Origin of the sequence: Paenibacillus sp. FSL R10-2771 (assembly GCF_038000205.1) — a bacterium.
GTDB lineage: Bacteria > Bacillota > Bacilli > Paenibacillales > Paenibacillaceae > Paenibacillus_AQ > Paenibacillus_AQ phytohabitans.
The window spans coordinates 5,375,603-5,392,192 of record NZ_JBBOBM010000001.1 but is presented as its reverse complement, the minus strand read 5'-3'; the positions used below and the strand labels follow the sequence as shown (position 1 = coordinate 5,392,192).

The window sequence follows — 16,590 nt, the reverse complement described above, 5'->3', positions numbered from 1 at the left end:
TCATTTATGTTAACTGGTAAACAAAAACGCTATCTCCGCTCTTTGGCCCATCATCTGGATGCTGTATTCCAGGTCGGCAAAGGCGGCGTCAATGATCATCTGATCCGTCACATTGAAGAAGCTATTGAGAAACGCGAGCTGATGAAGATCAGTGTGCTGAACAACAATGCCGATGATCCTAAGGAAATTGGTGCCGCGCTTGCCGAGCAGTCCGGTTCGGAGCTTGTTCAGGTAATCGGCAAGACGATCGTTCTGTACAAGGAATCACGTGATAACAAAACGATTGAGCTTCCCCGCTAAGGATTGATGCCGCAGCTCCCGCACCTGTGCGAGAGTTGCAGCCGGATGAAGTTCATCGGATAATAGGGGGAGGTGACCTCTTGAAAGTAGGAATAATGGGAGGAACCTTCGATCCTCTGCATATCGGCCATATGATGGCCGCGGAAACCGCGCGGGAGAGCTACGGTCTGCAGGAGGTCTGGTTTATGCCTTCGCATATTCCGCCTCATAAGCATGAGGCCGGAGCAAGCGGCGAGGACAGGCTGTCTATGGTGCAGGAAGCGGTTAAGGACCATCCTGCTTTTGGCATTCTCGACTGGGAAGTGGTCAGAGGCGGAGTGTCCTATACCCTGGAAACGGTGATCAGCCTGCAGGAGGAATATCCGCAGCATGAGTTCTTTTTCATTGTCGGAGCGGATATGGTTCAGTATTTGCCCAAGTGGCAGGGGATTGAGGAACTGGTGCAGAGGTTGACCTTCATCGGTGTCGGGCGTCCCGGGACTCCGCTTGATCTTGGGCTGCTGCCCGGTTTCATTGCGGAGCGGGTAGTGCTGGCGGATATGCCGCTGGTGGACCTCTCCTCCACGATGCTCAGAGCCCGGGCTGCCGAAGGGAAATCCATCCGCTATATGGTGCCGGACGCTGTGTTTGATTATGTTCAAAGGAGTGGATTGTATGGGGTACAGCCGCGAAGCGCTGATTGAAGCGGTCTCTGACCAGATGCCGGACAAACGCTGGAAGCATACACTCGGCGTAATGGAATCCTCTGTGAAGCTGGCGCAGCGTTATGGCGCTGATCCCGAACGGGCCGAGACAGCGGCAATTCTGCATGATGTCGCCAAGTACTGGCCTGTAGAGCGGATGCGGGAGATCATTGAACAGAACGGGTTATCCACCGAGCTTTTGAAATACGACAAGCAGCTATGGCATGCTGAGGTGGGCGCTTTTGCCGCTGAGCATGATTATGGAATTACGGATACTGAGGTACTGGATGCCATCCGCTACCACACCTCGGGACGGGAGAACATGAGCCTGCTGGAAAAAATTGTCTGTCTGGCCGATTATATTGAGCCTGGACGGGATTTCCCCGGTGTGGATGAGATACGCAGGCTGGCTAAGGTCAGCCTGGAGGAAGGGCTGGTAGCGGGACTGGATTCTACCATCAGCCTGCTGCTGGAGAAGCGCCGGATCGTGTTCCCGCTTACGGTGCTGGCGCGCAACGATTTAGTAAGAATACTGGAGGATAAAATATGAGTGTACAATCAAACAAACTTCTGGAGCTGGCGCTGAATGCCGTTCAGGATAAAAAAGCAATGAACGTGGTAGCACTGGATCTGCGCAGCGTGTCGCCGATCAGTGATTATTTCATTATCTGCCACGGTAATTCGGATACCCAGGTGCAAGCGATTGCTACTGAGGTTCGCAAGGTAGTTCATGAAGCCGGAGGAATGATCAAAGGCGTCGAAGGTATGGACGCAGCCCGCTGGGTACTGATGGATCTCGGGGATGTTATCGTCCATGTCTTCCACCGCGATGAACGCGAATATTACAACATCGAGCGTCTGTGGTCTGATGCCAAGGTTGTGGAAACGGTATGAGTCTGATAGCTGGAACTACGGTTACGCTTGAAGTGATGCGGGAGGTATCCCCTTACGGATATTTCCTGAGCGCCGGTGACCAGGATATCATGCTTCACTACACCGAGCTGGTCGGCAGCAAGCCGAAGATCGGTGACAAGGTTGAAGTGTTCATCTTCTTCGATACCGAGGACCGTCCTGCAGCTACAATGAAGAAGCCTTACCTGACGCTGGGTGAAATGGCGCTGCTCGAAGTGGCCGATATTCATCCGCGTCTGGGCTGCTTCCTGGAGATGGGGCTTGGACGACAGCTGCTGCTGCCGATCGGCGAGCTTCCGGAGCTGGTGGAGCTGCGTCCGCAGATCGGTGACAAGGTATTCGCCATTATGGAGCATGACAAGCAGGGGCGTCTTCGGGCCAAGCTGGCCGGAGAGCAGGAGCTGGCGCCGCTGGCGCTGCCCGCACCTGAATCATGGCAAGGGCAGACTGTAACTGCGCGGGTATACAAACCTCTGCAGATGGGTACCTTTGTACTTGTAGATGCTGGTGTACTCGGCTTCGGCATCATTGGTATGGTTCATTCCTCTGAGCGCAGCCGGCTCTTGCGTCTGGGTGAAGTGATTGAAGCACGGGTAGCGCATATCCGTGAGGATGGCCGGGTCAACCTCAGCATGGGCCACCGCAAGGAAGTGGGCCGTGATGTGGATTCAGCGGCACTGCTGGATTTCCTGGCTACCCGTCCGGGCGGCGGCATGCCGTATTCGGATGCAACGCCTCCGGATATTATCAAGCAGCGCTTCGGCATCAGCAAGTCAGCCTTCAAGCGTGCGCTGGGCAAGCTGATGAAGGAAGGGCTGGTTACCCAGAAAGAGAACTGGACCTATCTGGCCGGCAAGGAAGAGGCCGATTCGGAGCCTGAATCTGACAACCAATAGTTTATAGAAAGCGGTGTACGCAGTGTCTTCCTATGGGAAATTTGCTTATGTATACGATGAGCTGATGGCGGATATGCCGTATCCGGATTGGCTGACCTTCGCAGAGACAGCATGGAGTAAATACGGCAAGCCGCGTACAGTAGCCGAACTCGGCTGCGGTACCGGCAGCCTGACCATTCCGCTGGCCGCGGCAGGTTATCATATGACGGGGATTGATCTCTCTTCGGACATGCTGGCTGTGGCGCAGCGCAAGCTGGAGCAGCAGCCGCAGGGGCGGCGTTTTTTGCGGGAAGGCAGTGTACGCTGGGTTAGACAGAATATGAAGGAATGGGAGATGCCGGAGCCTGTGGATTCGGTTATTTCCTTCTGCGATTGCCTCAATTACGTACTGGAGGAACAGGATGTCAAGGACGTATTTGCCTGTACCTATGCCGGACTTAAGCCGGGTGGAACCTTCCTGTTCGATGTACATCATCCGAATACGCTGACGCGCTACGAGGAAGAACAGCCCTTCGTGCAGGATGAGCCGAACGTATCCTACATCTGGACCTGTGAGCTCGATGTGCCGCGCCGTGAGATTGAGCATCACCTGTCTATCTTCGCCCGTGAAGAGGGCCGCCAGGATGTGTACCGGCGTTTTGAAGAGACGCATACCCAGCGCGCCTATGATCCGGACTGGATGAAGCAGGAGCTGCTGAAGGCCGGATTCAAGGACGTTAAGATCTATGCGGACTTCGAGTGGATCGAAGCTGACGATTCCGCCCAGCGGCTGTTTTATGTAGCTGTGAAATAAACGTTATGTATACAGTGGTCCTTACCCGTAGGAGGGTGGGGGCCTTTTTTGTTGTTTCCGTATATTGTGATAAAAGGAACCGGCCCGCAGCATCGTGCGGGCCGGCATCTTCCAATGTGCTTACCTGTGTTCGAACAAATCGATGGTGCCGAGTACAATATGCGCCAGACCAAATCCAAGAATGCCTGTTGCAGCCATTTTATATCTGCTGCCTAAAAAAGCTGCGCTGGAAGCAGTTACTACGGTTCCAAGAACGGCGGGTATCAACCCTTCACGCATTCGAAACACTCCCTCACGGTAGTTTGAAAGACATTCGTTAGTGTGGGTTACGGAGGGGACAATTATACGGGGAGTTCCTTACCCGGCCGGGAAACTGCATTTGTTATGAAAAAAAGACCATCCACCGCCCGGGAGGATAGTCTTGCTGATTGCAAAGCCAGTCAGTCTATGGCCCCCGCCGTTGTCACAGGGCGGGAGGGATCGTCCACCTCATGCACATTATAGAGCACACGTGCCAGCAGATCCTGGCTGTAATTGCCGAAATGCTTGCCGTAAATGGTCAAGCCGCGTTTGTTGACCGGCTTGTCGGTGACGGCAATGCGGAAGGTCAGCTCGCTTTTGTAATCCAGCTTGATATCGTCAAGGGTGATGTCCGAGATGCGGCAGCCGTCAATGAAGCTTCCTTCATTGTTGATCCGGATCAGCTTCAGCATGCCGTACTGGTTAAGATGAGGCGGCCACCAGTCGGGATTGAAGGTACCGCGGGCATCTCCGAAGTCGCCGGGGCTGGTCCAGAAACCGATTTCGATTCCATTCACATAGAAGTACAGGTCTGAAGGATAGTTGTCGTTGAATCCGGGAGCCTCAGAGCCAATCTCCATGGAGAATTGAATCTCACGGAAGGTCTGGTTGGCTTTGAGATAGTTCGGAATCCGGTATTCCAGGAACCCTTCGGCCATCCAGATAATCTCGGAATCAATCCGCTGGGGATCGGCGAAATAACGCGGCTCGTCGAAGTCACCGATAATGCTGTCTTTGGTGGCCAGTCCGCAGGTAGGGACCGCCTGATAATTGCTGTAATGGCCAACCTGGATTTCGACCTCGTACAGATTGTCGACATCCTTGCTGCGCAGATCCACCATCAGCTTATCCTTATTCAGATAGCAGACCTTCTGGATACCATGCTTGCCTACCGAGGTGTTGATCTCGATCAGGCCGCTCTCCTCCAGCTTCTTGATATGCATCGTAATTGCACCATTGCTGAGTTTAAGCTTCTTGGCAATTTCATTCAGGTTCAGCGCCTGGTTGGTGGCCAGCAGCTCGAGAATCTGAATCCGGATCTCGGAGCTGAGCGCCTTGAAAATATCAATCCCGCTCATCAGATCTTTAATGTAAATCATATTTAGGATACCTTCTTCCAGTGAGGTCGTTTAGAACAAACTATTTTATAAAATTATAAACCATTTGAGTTAAAAAGGAAAGATTTCTTCCTTTATTTGTAGTTTATAATTAAAAATCAGCTAAATATGATTTGAAATATACCTTTACTTTATATTTATTCAAATGAATTAAGCGGTTTTATTACAAAAAACGAGGTTATGTTTCAGAAAACGCGCCATTTATTGATTTTCGTTTGTATATATATAAATAGATTTATACTTTTATGTTTACAGAGGTCTTTATATATGTTATTTTATACCTGTAAGCGAATACATTCAAATATTTTTTAATTGATTAACTAATATGTGAAATGGAAGGGTGATCACATTGTCGTCGGGTACACTAAGAGCAACGCTTATCGCCGATAAGTCATTTGTCATTGCCGAAGTAGATAAGCGGATCTACGGCTCATTCATAGAACATCTGGGACGGGCGGTCTACGGCGGAATCTACGAACCGGGGCATCCCACAGCAGGAACCCTCGGCTTCAGAGGCGACGTGAAATCACTGGTTAAGGAGCTTAATGTACCCATCATCCGTTATCCCGGGGGCAATTTTGTATCCGGATACAATTGGGAGGATGGTGTAGGTCCAATTGAGCAGCGCCCGAGACGCCTTGAACTGGCCTGGCGGACGGTCGAGCCTAATGAGGTGGGCACCAACGAATTCATGAACTGGGCTAAGGAAGTAGGCTCAGAGGTTATGATGGCAGTCAATCTCGGAACACGCGGAGTGGATGCGGCGCGTAATCTGCTGGAATATTGCAATCATCCCGGAGGAACATACTGGAGTGATCTGCGGCGGAGTCACGGGGTGGAGCAGCCTCATAAGATTAAGACCTGGTGTCTGGGCAATGAAATGGACGGACCCTGGCAGATCGGCCAGAAGACGGCTGTGGAGTACGGACGTCTGGCTTACGAGACAGGTAAGGCGATGCGCCTGATAGACCCGGACATTGAGCTTGTCTCCTGCGGAAGCTCCAGTTCGGCAATGCCGACCTTCCCTGAATGGGAAGCGGTTACTCTGGAGCATACCTACGATGTAGCCGATTATGTGTCACTGCATCAATATTACGGTAACCGGGATAATGATTCGGCGAACTTCCTGGCACGCAGTATGGATCTGGAGCATTTCATCCGTACGGTTACAGCTACCTGTGACTATATCAAGGCCAAGAAACGCAGCAAGAAGACGATGTATCTCAGCTTCGATGAATGGAATGTCTGGTACCACTCGAACGAATCGGATACGAAGATTGATCCCTGGACTATCGGCCCGCCGCAGCTTGAGGATCATTACAACTTCGAGGATGCCCTGCTGGTCGGCAGTATGCTGATTACGTTCCTGAGACATGCAGACCGGGTGAAGATGGCTTGTCTTGCCCAGCTTGTCAATGTAATTGCACCAATAATGACGGAAGCAGGCGGTGCTGCCTGGAAGCAGACGATTTTCTATCCCTATCTGCATGCTTCCAAATACGGCCGCGGGGTTTCCCTTCAGCCGATTGTGAATTCACCGAAATACGATGCACAGGATTACACCGATGTTCCTTATCTGGACAGCGCGATTGTACATAATGAGGAGCAGGATGAGCTGACTATTTTTGCGGTGAACCGTCATTTGGAGGAAGGCCTGCATCTGAAAGCCGATGTCCGGGGCTTCGAGGGATATACGCTGATTGAGCATATTGTCCTGAAACATGATGATCTGAAAGCGGTGAATACGCCGTCAGAACAGAAGGTACAGCCGGAACTGGCTGCCGGTACGGTATGCAAGGACGGTTACGTGGAGACGCTTCTGTCCAAGGCATCCTGGAATGTCATTCGTCTGGGCAAGAGGAACTGACACATGTACATGGAATCAGAACGATAACGAGTACATTGTTTGCAAAAACATTTTTGTAGATGATTTGCTAAATTTTATTTACTTAGGAGGAGAAAGTGTTGAACAAAAAGTGGGGTTTTTCAGCATTGGCACTTGTTCTATCATTATCTACAGTATTGGCGGGCTGCGGGAAGGACGATAAAAATACGATAACGTTCTGGACGCCGCTTACCGGGGATGACGGTGCCTACATGGATCAACTGGTTAAAGATTACAATGCAACCAATCCGGAAATGAAAGTGAAACATGTCATTACCGCAGATATGTATACAAAGATTTCGACAGTGCTTAACTCCGGCAAGGGCGTGCCTGATTTGTCGATTATTCACGCCGACCGTGTTCCTGGATATGTTAAGCAGGGGCAGCTTGAGCCGATGACAGCCGTAACCACAGCACAACCCGAAATTAAGCAGGAAAATTACCTGCCTCAGGCATGGTCAACAGGTACGATTGAGGGAACTCAATATACAGTTCCACTCGATATTCACAGTAATGTGATGTACTACAATAAAGATCTGCTCGCCAAATACGGTGCAGAATCGTTCCTTGATGACAACGTGGTAACTATTGATGAAATGCTCTCCCTGCAGGGTAAATTGAATGAAGGCGATTATGTTGTCAATGATGCCTTGCTCGGCTGGGTCATTCTTGCACAGATTCAAAACCTCGGCGGGGACATTCAGGAGAACGGCAAACCTGCGGTAAATACGCCGGTTATGAAGCAAGCCTTTGAAGAGGTTAAGAAAATCAACGATGCCGGACTGATGACACCATTCGGTGAAGACGGCTACCTGATGTTCCAATCCGGCAACGTGTTATTCTCCACTGACGGTACCTGGAGCTCTACGGCACATGCCGGAGTGGAAGGCCTGAACTTTGGAGTAACTAACGTATACTCCCCTACACCTGACAAGTTCACGAACAGATCGTCTTCCCACTTGTTCGCTATGCTGAAGAATAAAGACAGATCCGAAGAGAAAGTAGCCGGAATCGGCAGTTTCCTTGAGTTCATCCGTGCGAATTCTATGGAATGGGCCAAAGCCGGACAAACCGTAGCAAGTAAACAAGTTATTGAGAACCCTGAATATCAAGACTATATCCAATCCTTCTTCACCTCCAGTGAAAAAGAAATTGAATCCCTCTATATCTACACTTATGAGTACTATCCATACATTGCAGAAGCCGTTGATACGTACTGCGGAGACATCGTCCGCGGCAACGTGGACATCGACGAAACCCTGCAAACCATGCAGAAATTCGTAGAGGACAAAATCGCCGAAGGAACAAGCGGCGCGGCGCAGTAAACGGAGCGGAATAGATTGTATGGAGCAATGTGCCGGTAATGGCACATTGCTTTATGCCAAAGGAGAAAAGATTGCCTATGAAAAAGAAATTAAATTTGGCGCCTGTTTTCTTTGTAGGTCCACATGTCATCTTGTTCGTTGTTTTTATTTTACTGCCGACAATCTACGGGATATATGCATCGTTTACCAAATGGAATCTGATGAATGAGCCTGTCTGGGTGGGTCTTGCCAATTACAAGACCATTCTTTTTGACAACAGCTCTACATTTCATACGCAGTTCAACAACGGTTTGAAGAACACCCTGGTCTTCGTCGTGCTTAGTGTACCGCTGTTAATTGTGATTCCATTGCTGATTGCGGTTGCGCTTGAGCATAAGAAAGTGAAGGGGAAAAGCTTGATTCAGGCTATTCTGTATATCCCGGGTCTGATTTCCATCTCTGCGGGAGCCCTGATCTGGCTGCTGCTCTTCAACAAACAGCTCGGGATGGCCGGCAATGTGTTCGGTTCCAATGTCGCCTGGCCAACGCACCAGCCGTATGCCTGGATTCTGATTATTATCATCACGATCTGGGGCGGTGTCGGAGGTAACATGATTATTTACCGTGCTTCGATCAGCGGCGTATCCCAGGATTTATATGAATCGGCAGAAATGGACGGCGCGGGTCCGATCCGCAGATTTGCGAGCATCACCCTGCCTTCGATTCGTTTCCCGCTCATCTTTACCTTTGTTATGACTACTGCGGGTGCCTTCAACGTATTTGGCCAGCCGCTAATGATGACTGATGGCGGACCGCGACAGACTACACATGTGCTGATGATGTATATCCGTCAGCTCGCGTTCGGCAACGGGGAGTCCATTGCGGGAATGGCGTCAGCAATGGCAGTGCTGCTGGGATTGGTGATTTTGATTATTTCAGCCCTGCAATATTATGTGATGAACCGGAACGCAGCGTAGGTATTTCTAAAACATGGGATCTGGCAGTGGAAATTGAAAAGGCAGGTGTACCGTATGGCAAACCAAGTGGCTGGACAATTGGATAAAGGTCCGCTTGTAAGCGGACAGAACGGTTCAAAAAGAAAAGGTTCGGGCTTCAGCATTTCAAAATATATCTCGTATCTCTTTTTGATCATATTGTGTGTGATGTGGATCGTCCCTATAATCTTCGGAATTACAACCTCTTTCCGGTCGCAGACCGAAGTTGTGACCTCCGGGTTCCGGTTGTTTCCGAAAGAATGGATATTCGATAACTATGTAAAGATTTTGGAGAATACTTCTACGGCTCCAATCTTGCGTTGGCTAGTGAACTCATTGTTCATTGCGTCCATGCATACCCTATTGGTCGTTGTTGTTATTTCCATTACCGGTTACGGCTACTCTCGAATGAAATTTAAAGGAAGAGATACGCTGTTCTTTACCCTCCTCGGTATATCCTTTTTCCCGGGTGTTGTGAACCTGATTCCTTCCTATAAAATCATCGATGCCTTAGGCTGGGTGAACACCTCCTGGGCCATGATTATCCCCGGGCTTGCGGGCATGGGTAATCTCTTTTTGGTAAGGCAGTTTATGAACGGCATTCCGAAAGAGCTCGATGAATCGGCCCATGTGGACGGTGCGGGCCACTTCCGAATTTATTTCTCGATCATTGTGCCGCTGATTAAACCGATTCTGATCGTATGCGCGCTGTTCTCCTTTACAGGATCATGGAATGACTTCCTGTGGCCAGTTATCGTATTTACCGATGTAGACAAAATGCCGGTCACGGCCGGGCTGCTGCTGTTGCAGGATATCTACGGGAACTACCGTATGATCGGGCAATTGATGGGTTCGGCAATCTTAGCGATAATCCCGACGTTGGTGCTATTCCTGTTTGCCCAGAAATACTTTGTGCAATCGATTAATTTGAACTCTGGGATTAAGGGCTAAATACAAAAATATTCTCTAAGGAGAGAGAAACTATGACTGCAAAGCTGGTTATCAACGCAGATCTGCCTAAAAACGTCATCAACAAAAATATTTACGGGCATTTCGCCGAGCATTTGGGCAGATGTATCTATGAAGGCCTGTGGGTAGGCGAGGATTCGCCAATACCGAATACGGACGGTATCCGTAATGATGTTATTGCAGCGCTCAAAAAGCTGAACATTCCGGTGCTGCGCTGGCCGGGCGGCTGTTTTGCCGATGAATATCACTGGAAAGACGGAATCGGCCCCAAGGAAGGACGCAAGCGGATGGTCAACACCCATTGGGGCGGTGTAGTAGAAAACAACCATTTTGGCACCCATGAATTCTTCCGGTTGTGCGAACTGCTGGAATGTGAGCCGTACATTTGCGGCAACGTAGGCAGCGGCACAGTCCAGGAGATGTCAGAATGGGTGGAGTATATGACCTTTGACGGCGAATCACCTATGGCGGCCTGGCGGCAGGAGAACGGCCGTGAACAACCATGGAAGCTTAAATATTTCGGTGTCGGCAACGAGAACTGGGGCTGCGGGGGAAATATGCGTCCTGAATACTACGCGGACCTGTACCGCCGTTATCAGACATATACCCGGAACTACGGGGATAACCGGCTCTACAAGATTGCCGGTGGAGCGAACGTGGATGATTACAACTGGACTGAAGTTCTGATGAGAGAAGCCGGCCGGTTCATGGACGGGCTAAGCCTTCATTCCTACACCATCCCCGGCAGCTGGGAAGAGAAACGCCAGTCGCTCGGTTTCGATGAAGCCGAATGGTTCGAAACGATGCAGAAATCACTTCATATGAACGAGCTCATTACCCGGCATTCAGCCATTATGGATAAGTATGATCCACAGAAGCGGGTAGGATTGATTATAGATGAATGGGGTACATGGTTCCTGAACGAGCCCGGAACCAATCCGGGATTCCTGTATCAGCAGAACACACTCAGAGATGCGCTCGTGGCAGGCATTCATCTGAATATTTTCCACAATCACAGCGACCGGGTGCAAATGACCAATATTGCTCAAATGGTCAATGTGCTGCAGGCACTGATCCTGACCGAAGGCGACCAAATGTTGCTTACACCTACATATCACGTGTTTGATATGTATAAGGTGCATCAGGATAATGAGCTGCTGGAGGTCTCTTTACAGAGTCCGGATTACAACTTCGGCGGGGTCACAATTCCGCAGCTGAGCGTCTCTGCATCCCGTGATGGAGAAGGCAAGGTCTATGTCTCCCTGTGTAACATCAGCCATGAAGCGTCAGCCAGTCTAAGCCTCGACATTTGCGGTATCACACTAAGCAGTGTAAGCGGACAGATTCTGACACATGGCGAGCTCGGTGCGCACAATACATTTAACAATCCGGATACTGTAGCGCCGGCTGCCTTCGAAGGCGTGTCTTTAAACGATGGAACTTTGGACTGCGAGCTTCCGCCGGCCTCAGTAGTCGTTATTACACTGGAATAAGACTCTATGCCCGAGATTCCGCACATGAACCGCAGGGAAGGCTGCAAGAGCTGCTATAGCAACTTCGTCAGCCCGGAAAAGTGGAACGGCTGATTGAAATTGCCACCCGGGTAAGACCGCTTGCAACGGAGGAACAATACAAGACACACGGGCTTCAGGATTCGCTGTGCCCTTATCCACCGCTTCGTAGTGGAACTGAGGCCCGCGGACTGATGACGGCAAATCCTCCTCCTTCCCCGGTACATTCGGTATGCTCAGGTCTGAGTTACACAGCCGTTTAATACTTCTGAACAGACCAAAGGAGAAACCATGATGAGTACAAATAGAGAGTACAGCAATCCGCTTGTGGAGCAGAGGGCGGACCCTTGGGTGTACAAACATACAGACGGCTATTACTATTTCACGGCTTCCGTGCCGGAGTATGACCGGATTGAAGTGCGCAGAGCTGCAACAATTGAAGGGCTGAGAGAAGCGGTACCAGTCGTAGCCTGGCGCAAATATGAGAGTGGTCCGCTCAGTGCCAATATCTGGGCTCCCGAAATCCATTACATTGACGGCAAATGGTATATTTATTTCGCTGCCGCCCGGACCACCGAAACGAAGGAAGGTCTGTTCGACCACCGCATGTTCGTGCTGGAGAATGCTTCGGCGAACCCGCTGGAAGGGGGATGGGTAGAGAAAGGCCAGATGAAGACGGCCTGGGAATCCTTCGCCCTGGATGCCACTTCGTTCGAGCACAAGGGAGTGCGGTACTATGTATGGGCGCAAAAAGACCCCGATATCGAGGGGAATTCCAACCTGTATATCTCGGCCATGGCGAACGGCTGGACGTTAACAGGTCCGCAGACGATGATCGCCACGCCGGAGTATCCGTGGGAGATTATTGGCTTCCGGGTGAATGAAGGCGCAGCTGTTCTGAAGCGTAACGGCAAAATCTTCATGAGCTTCTCTGCCAGCGCAACCGACTACAATTACTGCATGGGCCTGCTCACGGCGGATGAGGACAGCGATCTGCTGGACTCCGCCTCCTGGACCAAACATCCTGAGCCGGTCTTCAAGACGAGTGAGGAGAACGGGCAATACGGCCCGGGGCACAACAGCTTCACGGTCGATGAGAACGGTGAGGATGTGCTGATCTACCATGCCCGCAACTATAAGGAGATTACCGGAGACCCGCTGTACGATCCGAACCGCCACACCCGGGCCCAGCGCCTGCACTGGAATGAAGACGGCACACCGGATTTCGGTATCCCGGTGAAGGACGGCGGGAAATAAAGGGCGGGTTCATATAAACCCGCTGCCGTAATGGCAAAGGAATGGCCTGCTAATCTGCTAATATGCAAAGAGTCCCGCAACCCTTATAGGGGAGCGGGACTCTTTATGCTGTGCAGGAAATCTCGATGAAACCCGCTGTTGATCTCACTCATAGAACAGCAGGCGCTTCGCATAGGCGTTGCGGAATTAGGTGGGGCTCGTCGAAGTAACACGGCTCGTTGAAGTCACTTCAGATAGCAGACCTTCTGGATGCCGCGCCTGCCTACCGAGGTGTTGATCTCGATCAGGCCGCTCGCCTCCAGCTTCTTGATAATGCAATGTAAATCATATTTAGGATACATTCTTCCTGGGAGGTCGTTTAGAAAAAAACAATTTTATATAATTATAAACTAATTTAGCTTAAAAGGAGGAAAACATCCCTTTAATTGGATGTTGTAATTGAAATTAAGTTAAATATGAGTTATATATCAATTTTTTTATGTTTTATCAAATTAATAAAGATGTTTTGTTACAAAAAATGAGTAAATTTTAAGAGGATATACCTTTTGTCGGTTTTACTTTGAATATGTATGAATAAGTTTATATCTTTATGTTTACAGAGATGTTTATATATGTTATTTTATACTTGTAAGCGAATACATTTGAATGTTTTCTAATTATTTCACAATTATATGAAACGGTTGGTGATGATATGACTTCTGGTGCATTAAAGGCAACGCTGATTGTAGACAAATCCTTTGTAATTGCTGAAGTGGATAAGCGGATCTACGGCTCATTCATAGAACATCTGGGGCGGGCGGTCTACGGCGGAATATACGAGCCCGGACATCCCACTTCAGGCGCTTCCGGCTTCAGAGCCGATGTGAAATCACTGGTGAAGGAACTGGATGTGCCAATTATCCGATATCCCGGAGGAAATTTTGTATCCGGTTACAATTGGGAGGATGGTGTAGGTCCGGTAGAACAGCGTCCCAGACGTCTTGAACTGGCCTGGAGGACGGTTGAGCCTAATGAGGTAGGTACCAATGAATTCATGAACTGGGCCAGAGAAGCGGGTTCAGAGGTCATGATGGCAGTCAATCTCGGAACACGCGGAGTAGATGCAGCACGTAACCTGCTGGAATATTGCAATCATCCCGGAGGAACGTACTGGAGTGATCTGCGGAGAAGCCACGGAGTAGAGCAGGCCCATAAGATCAAGACCTGGTGTCTGGGCAATGAAATGGATGGACCCTGGCAGATCGGTCAGAAGACGGCTGTGGAATATGGGCGGCTGGCTTATGAGACAGGAAAGGCGATGCGCCTGGTAGACCCGGACATTGAGCTTGTCTCCTGCGGAAGCTCAAGCTCGGCGATGCCGACCTTCCCTGAATGGGAAGCGGTTACTCTGGATCATACCTACGACGTAGCCGATTATGTTTCACTGCATCAATATTACGGAAACCGTGATAACGATTCGGCGAACTTCCTGGCACGCAGCATGGACCTGGAGCATTTCATCGAGACGGTCACAGCCACCTGTGACTATATCAAGGCGAAGAAACGCAGCAAGAAGACGATGTATCTCAGCTTCGATGAATGGAATGTATGGTACCACTCGAACGAATCAGATACGAAGATTGATCCATGGACCATCGGTCCGCCGCAGCTTGAAGATCACTACAACTTCGAGGATGCCCTGCTGGTCGGCAGCATGCTGATTACGTTCCTGAGACATGCAGACCGGGTGAAGATGGCTTGTCTGGCCCAGCTTGTCAATGTAATTGCACCAATAATGACGGAAGCAGGCGGTGCTGCCTGGAAGCAGACCATCTTCTATCCTTATCTGCATGCTTCCAAATATGGACGCGGTGTTTCGCTTCAGCCGATTGTGAATTCACCGAAGTACGATGCACAGGATTACACTGATGTTCCTTACCTGGACAGCGCGATTGTACATAATGCGGAGCAGGGGGAGCTGACTATTTTTGCGGTGAACCGTCATTTGGAGGAAGGCCTGCACCTGAAGGCCGATATCCGGGGCTTCGAGGGGTATACCCTGCTTGAGCATATCGTTCTGAAGCATGATGACCTGAAAGCTGTGAATACGCCCGCAGAACAGAAGGTACAGCCGGTGCAGGCTGCCGGTACCGTATGCAAGGATGGTTACGTAGACACACTTCTCTCCAAAGCTTCGTGGAACGTAATCCGGCTGAAGAAAAGCGCAGGCTTGTGAGCCGGACTGTAAGAGCAGTTCTTATATAACTGATATTTTGTACACAAATAAGGGAGGTTTAAGGATGAAGAAGAAGGGGTTTCTCGCATTAATGGTAGTGGCTATGGTAGTATTCCTGGCGGGCTGTGGAGGGTCATCGAAGGAAGAGGGCGGAGAAAGTTCGGTACTTAATGCCGGTGCCGGCGAGAGTGCGACTGAACTCTCCTACTGGACATTCGTTGAATTACACGGCCAGCATTTTGAGAAAATGCTAGAGAAATGGAATGCGGCCAATCCTGATCGTCAGATCAAGCTGAATGTTACAGTAATGCCTTATGACGATATGCACAACAAGTTATCGATTGCCGTGCAGACGGGCGTAGGCGCACCGGATATTGCCGATATTGAATTGGGTAAATTTCCTGACTTCCTGGCCGGAACACCACAGCTGGAACCGCTTAATGATGTAGCTGAGCCTTTCAAGGGTACAGTTGTGCAATCCCAGCTGGATTTGTACAGCAAAGAAGGTAATATCTACGGCCTGTCTACTCACGTAGGGGCAACCGTTGCCTTTTATAACACAGAAATTCTCGAACAGGCAGGAGTCGATTACAAGACGATCGTAACCTGGGATGATTTCAAGAAAGCCGGCATGCAAGTGTACGAAAAAACCGGCAAATACATGGGTACCGCTGACACAAGCGCTATCTGGCAAGAATCGCTCCTTTTGGCACAGCAAGGCTCTGACCTCACTGATGAAGCCGGCAATCCAAAGGTGAATTCACCGGAGCTGGTGAAAGCCCTTACTATGCTCAAGGATCTGCAGGACAACAATGTAATCTCCACCATCGCCGGAGGGCAGCCGGATACAGAAGAAGCTTATGGTGAATACAACTCCGGTAACTATGCAGCAGCCTTCATGCCGCTATGGCAAATGTCGAGATACACGAACTACATGGCGGACTTGCAGGGCAAGATTGCCATTGCTCCGCTTCCGGTGTTTGAGAAAGGAATGCCAAGATCGTATGGCGGCGGCGGAACCGGTACTGTCGTAACCAAAACAGCCAAAGATGTGCAGCTGGCTAAAGACTTCATTGCTTATGCGAAGCTTTCCCTGGATGCCAATATCGAAATCTGGAACACTCTCGGCTTTGACCCGATCAACATGAGCGTATGGGATATGAAAGACGTGACTCATAATCCTGAGAATCAGTTCGTGAAGTATTTTGTCAACAACCCGTTCGATGTATTGAATGAAATTAAAGACGAAATCCAGCTGATCAAATCCACATCGGCTTCACCGACCATCAATAATGTTCTTTGCACAGTTACCCTAAATGAAATCTTCGAGGACGGCAAGGATGTACAGAAGGCGCTCGATGATGCACAGGCACAAATTGAACAAGAGTTGAAATAACCGGATAGTTAAACTGGGAGAGCTACTCTGCGGGCAGAGTAGCTCTATTTAAAAAT

The 16,590-nt window shown here is 49.9% G+C and carries 16 protein-coding genes; 14 read left to right on the top strand and 2 right to left on the bottom strand.

The window, feature by feature from the left end; translation table 11 throughout:
- The first annotated feature begins 6 nt into the window (after nucleotides 1-6).
- From yhbY to NSU14_RS22905, 6 genes are all read left to right on the top strand, one after another.
- Entirely contained in the window at nucleotides 7-300 is a 294-nt protein-coding gene (yhbY, locus tag NSU14_RS22930; protein ID WP_036697934.1) for a ribosome assembly RNA-binding protein YhbY, read from the top strand.
- Nucleotides 301-380: 80 nt separating this feature from the next.
- Entirely contained in the window at nucleotides 381-983 is a 603-nt protein-coding gene (locus NSU14_RS22925) for a nicotinate-nucleotide adenylyltransferase (protein WP_042134817.1), read from the top strand.
- Nucleotides 955-1,533 (top strand): bis(5'-nucleosyl)-tetraphosphatase (symmetrical) YqeK, encoded by a 579-nt coding sequence (gene yqeK, locus NSU14_RS22920; protein WP_340947412.1) that lies wholly within the window; start codon nucleotides 955-957, stop codon nucleotides 1,531-1,533. Before NSU14_RS22925 ends, yqeK begins: the two co-directional genes overlap by 29 nt.
- Nucleotides 1,530-1,877 carry a ribosome silencing factor gene (gene rsfS, locus NSU14_RS22915; protein ID WP_340947411.1) on the top strand — a complete coding sequence of 116 codons (348 nt, stop codon included), beginning with the start codon at nucleotides 1,530-1,532 and terminating at the stop codon, nucleotides 1,875-1,877. Before yqeK ends, rsfS begins: the two co-directional genes overlap by 4 nt.
- A complete protein-coding gene (locus NSU14_RS22910) occupies nucleotides 1,874-2,791 on the top strand; it encodes a CvfB family protein (RefSeq protein WP_039308300.1) in 918 nt (305 codons plus the stop codon). The genes rsfS and NSU14_RS22910 overlap by 4 nt, the downstream gene beginning before the upstream one ends.
- A gap of 22 nt (nucleotides 2,792-2,813) precedes the next feature.
- On the top strand, nucleotides 2,814-3,584 hold the full coding sequence (locus NSU14_RS22905) for a class I SAM-dependent DNA methyltransferase (protein ID WP_042134823.1): 771 nt from the start codon (nucleotides 2,814-2,816) through the stop codon (nucleotides 3,582-3,584).
- Nucleotides 3,585-3,704: 120 nt separating this feature from the next.
- Here NSU14_RS22905 and NSU14_RS22900 read toward each other — a convergent pair whose 3' ends face one another.
- The gene (locus tag NSU14_RS22900) at nucleotides 3,705-3,863 is read right to left on the bottom strand and encodes a hypothetical protein (protein WP_019912516.1); all 159 of its coding nucleotides are present in this window, start codon (nucleotides 3,861-3,863) and stop codon (nucleotides 3,705-3,707) included.
- Nucleotides 3,864-4,024: 161 nt separating this feature from the next.
- Nucleotides 4,025-4,984, bottom strand: a complete 960-nt coding sequence (locus NSU14_RS22895) for an ArsR/SmtB family transcription factor (protein WP_042134824.1) — start codon at nucleotides 4,982-4,984, stop codon at nucleotides 4,025-4,027.
- Between the two features lie 367 nt (nucleotides 4,985-5,351).
- Here NSU14_RS22895 and arfA (NSU14_RS22890) point away from each other — a divergent pair, with 367 nt between their 5' ends.
- The 8 genes from arfA (NSU14_RS22890) (at nucleotide 5,352) to NSU14_RS22855 (ending at nucleotide 16,534) form a co-directional block, all read left to right on the top strand.
- Complete coding sequence (gene arfA, locus NSU14_RS22890) at nucleotides 5,352-6,869, top strand: arabinosylfuranosidase ArfA (RefSeq protein ID WP_340947410.1); 1,518 nt, start codon at nucleotides 5,352-5,354, stop codon at nucleotides 6,867-6,869.
- Nucleotides 6,870-6,964: 95 nt separating this feature from the next.
- Nucleotides 6,965-8,212 carry an extracellular solute-binding protein gene (locus NSU14_RS22885; RefSeq protein WP_340947409.1) on the top strand — a complete coding sequence of 416 codons (1,248 nt, stop codon included), beginning with the start codon at nucleotides 6,965-6,967 and terminating at the stop codon, nucleotides 8,210-8,212.
- 77 nt (nucleotides 8,213-8,289) lie between these two features.
- Complete coding sequence (locus NSU14_RS22880) at nucleotides 8,290-9,168, top strand: carbohydrate ABC transporter permease (protein WP_171718997.1); 879 nt, start codon at nucleotides 8,290-8,292, stop codon at nucleotides 9,166-9,168.
- A 54-nt stretch (nucleotides 9,169-9,222) separates the two neighbouring features.
- Entirely contained in the window at nucleotides 9,223-10,137 is a 915-nt protein-coding gene (locus NSU14_RS22875; RefSeq protein WP_340947408.1) for a carbohydrate ABC transporter permease, read from the top strand.
- A gap of 32 nt (nucleotides 10,138-10,169) precedes the next feature.
- Nucleotides 10,170-11,648, top strand: a complete 1,479-nt coding sequence (locus NSU14_RS22870; RefSeq protein ID WP_340947407.1) for an alpha-N-arabinofuranosidase — start codon at nucleotides 10,170-10,172, stop codon at nucleotides 11,646-11,648.
- A gap of 312 nt (nucleotides 11,649-11,960) precedes the next feature.
- Nucleotides 11,961-12,923: a glycoside hydrolase family 43 protein gene (locus NSU14_RS22865; RefSeq protein WP_340948980.1), complete on the top strand. Its 963-nt coding sequence runs from the start codon at nucleotides 11,961-11,963 to the stop codon at nucleotides 12,921-12,923.
- Between the two features lie 691 nt (nucleotides 12,924-13,614).
- Nucleotides 13,615-15,138 (top strand): arabinosylfuranosidase ArfA, encoded by a 1,524-nt coding sequence (gene arfA, locus NSU14_RS22860; RefSeq protein ID WP_340947406.1) that lies wholly within the window; start codon nucleotides 13,615-13,617, stop codon nucleotides 15,136-15,138.
- A 64-nt stretch (nucleotides 15,139-15,202) separates the two neighbouring features.
- Nucleotides 15,203-16,534: an ABC transporter substrate-binding protein gene (locus NSU14_RS22855; protein ID WP_042134829.1), complete on the top strand. Its 1,332-nt coding sequence runs from the start codon at nucleotides 15,203-15,205 to the stop codon at nucleotides 16,532-16,534.
- Nucleotides 16,535-16,590 lie beyond the last annotated feature (56 nt).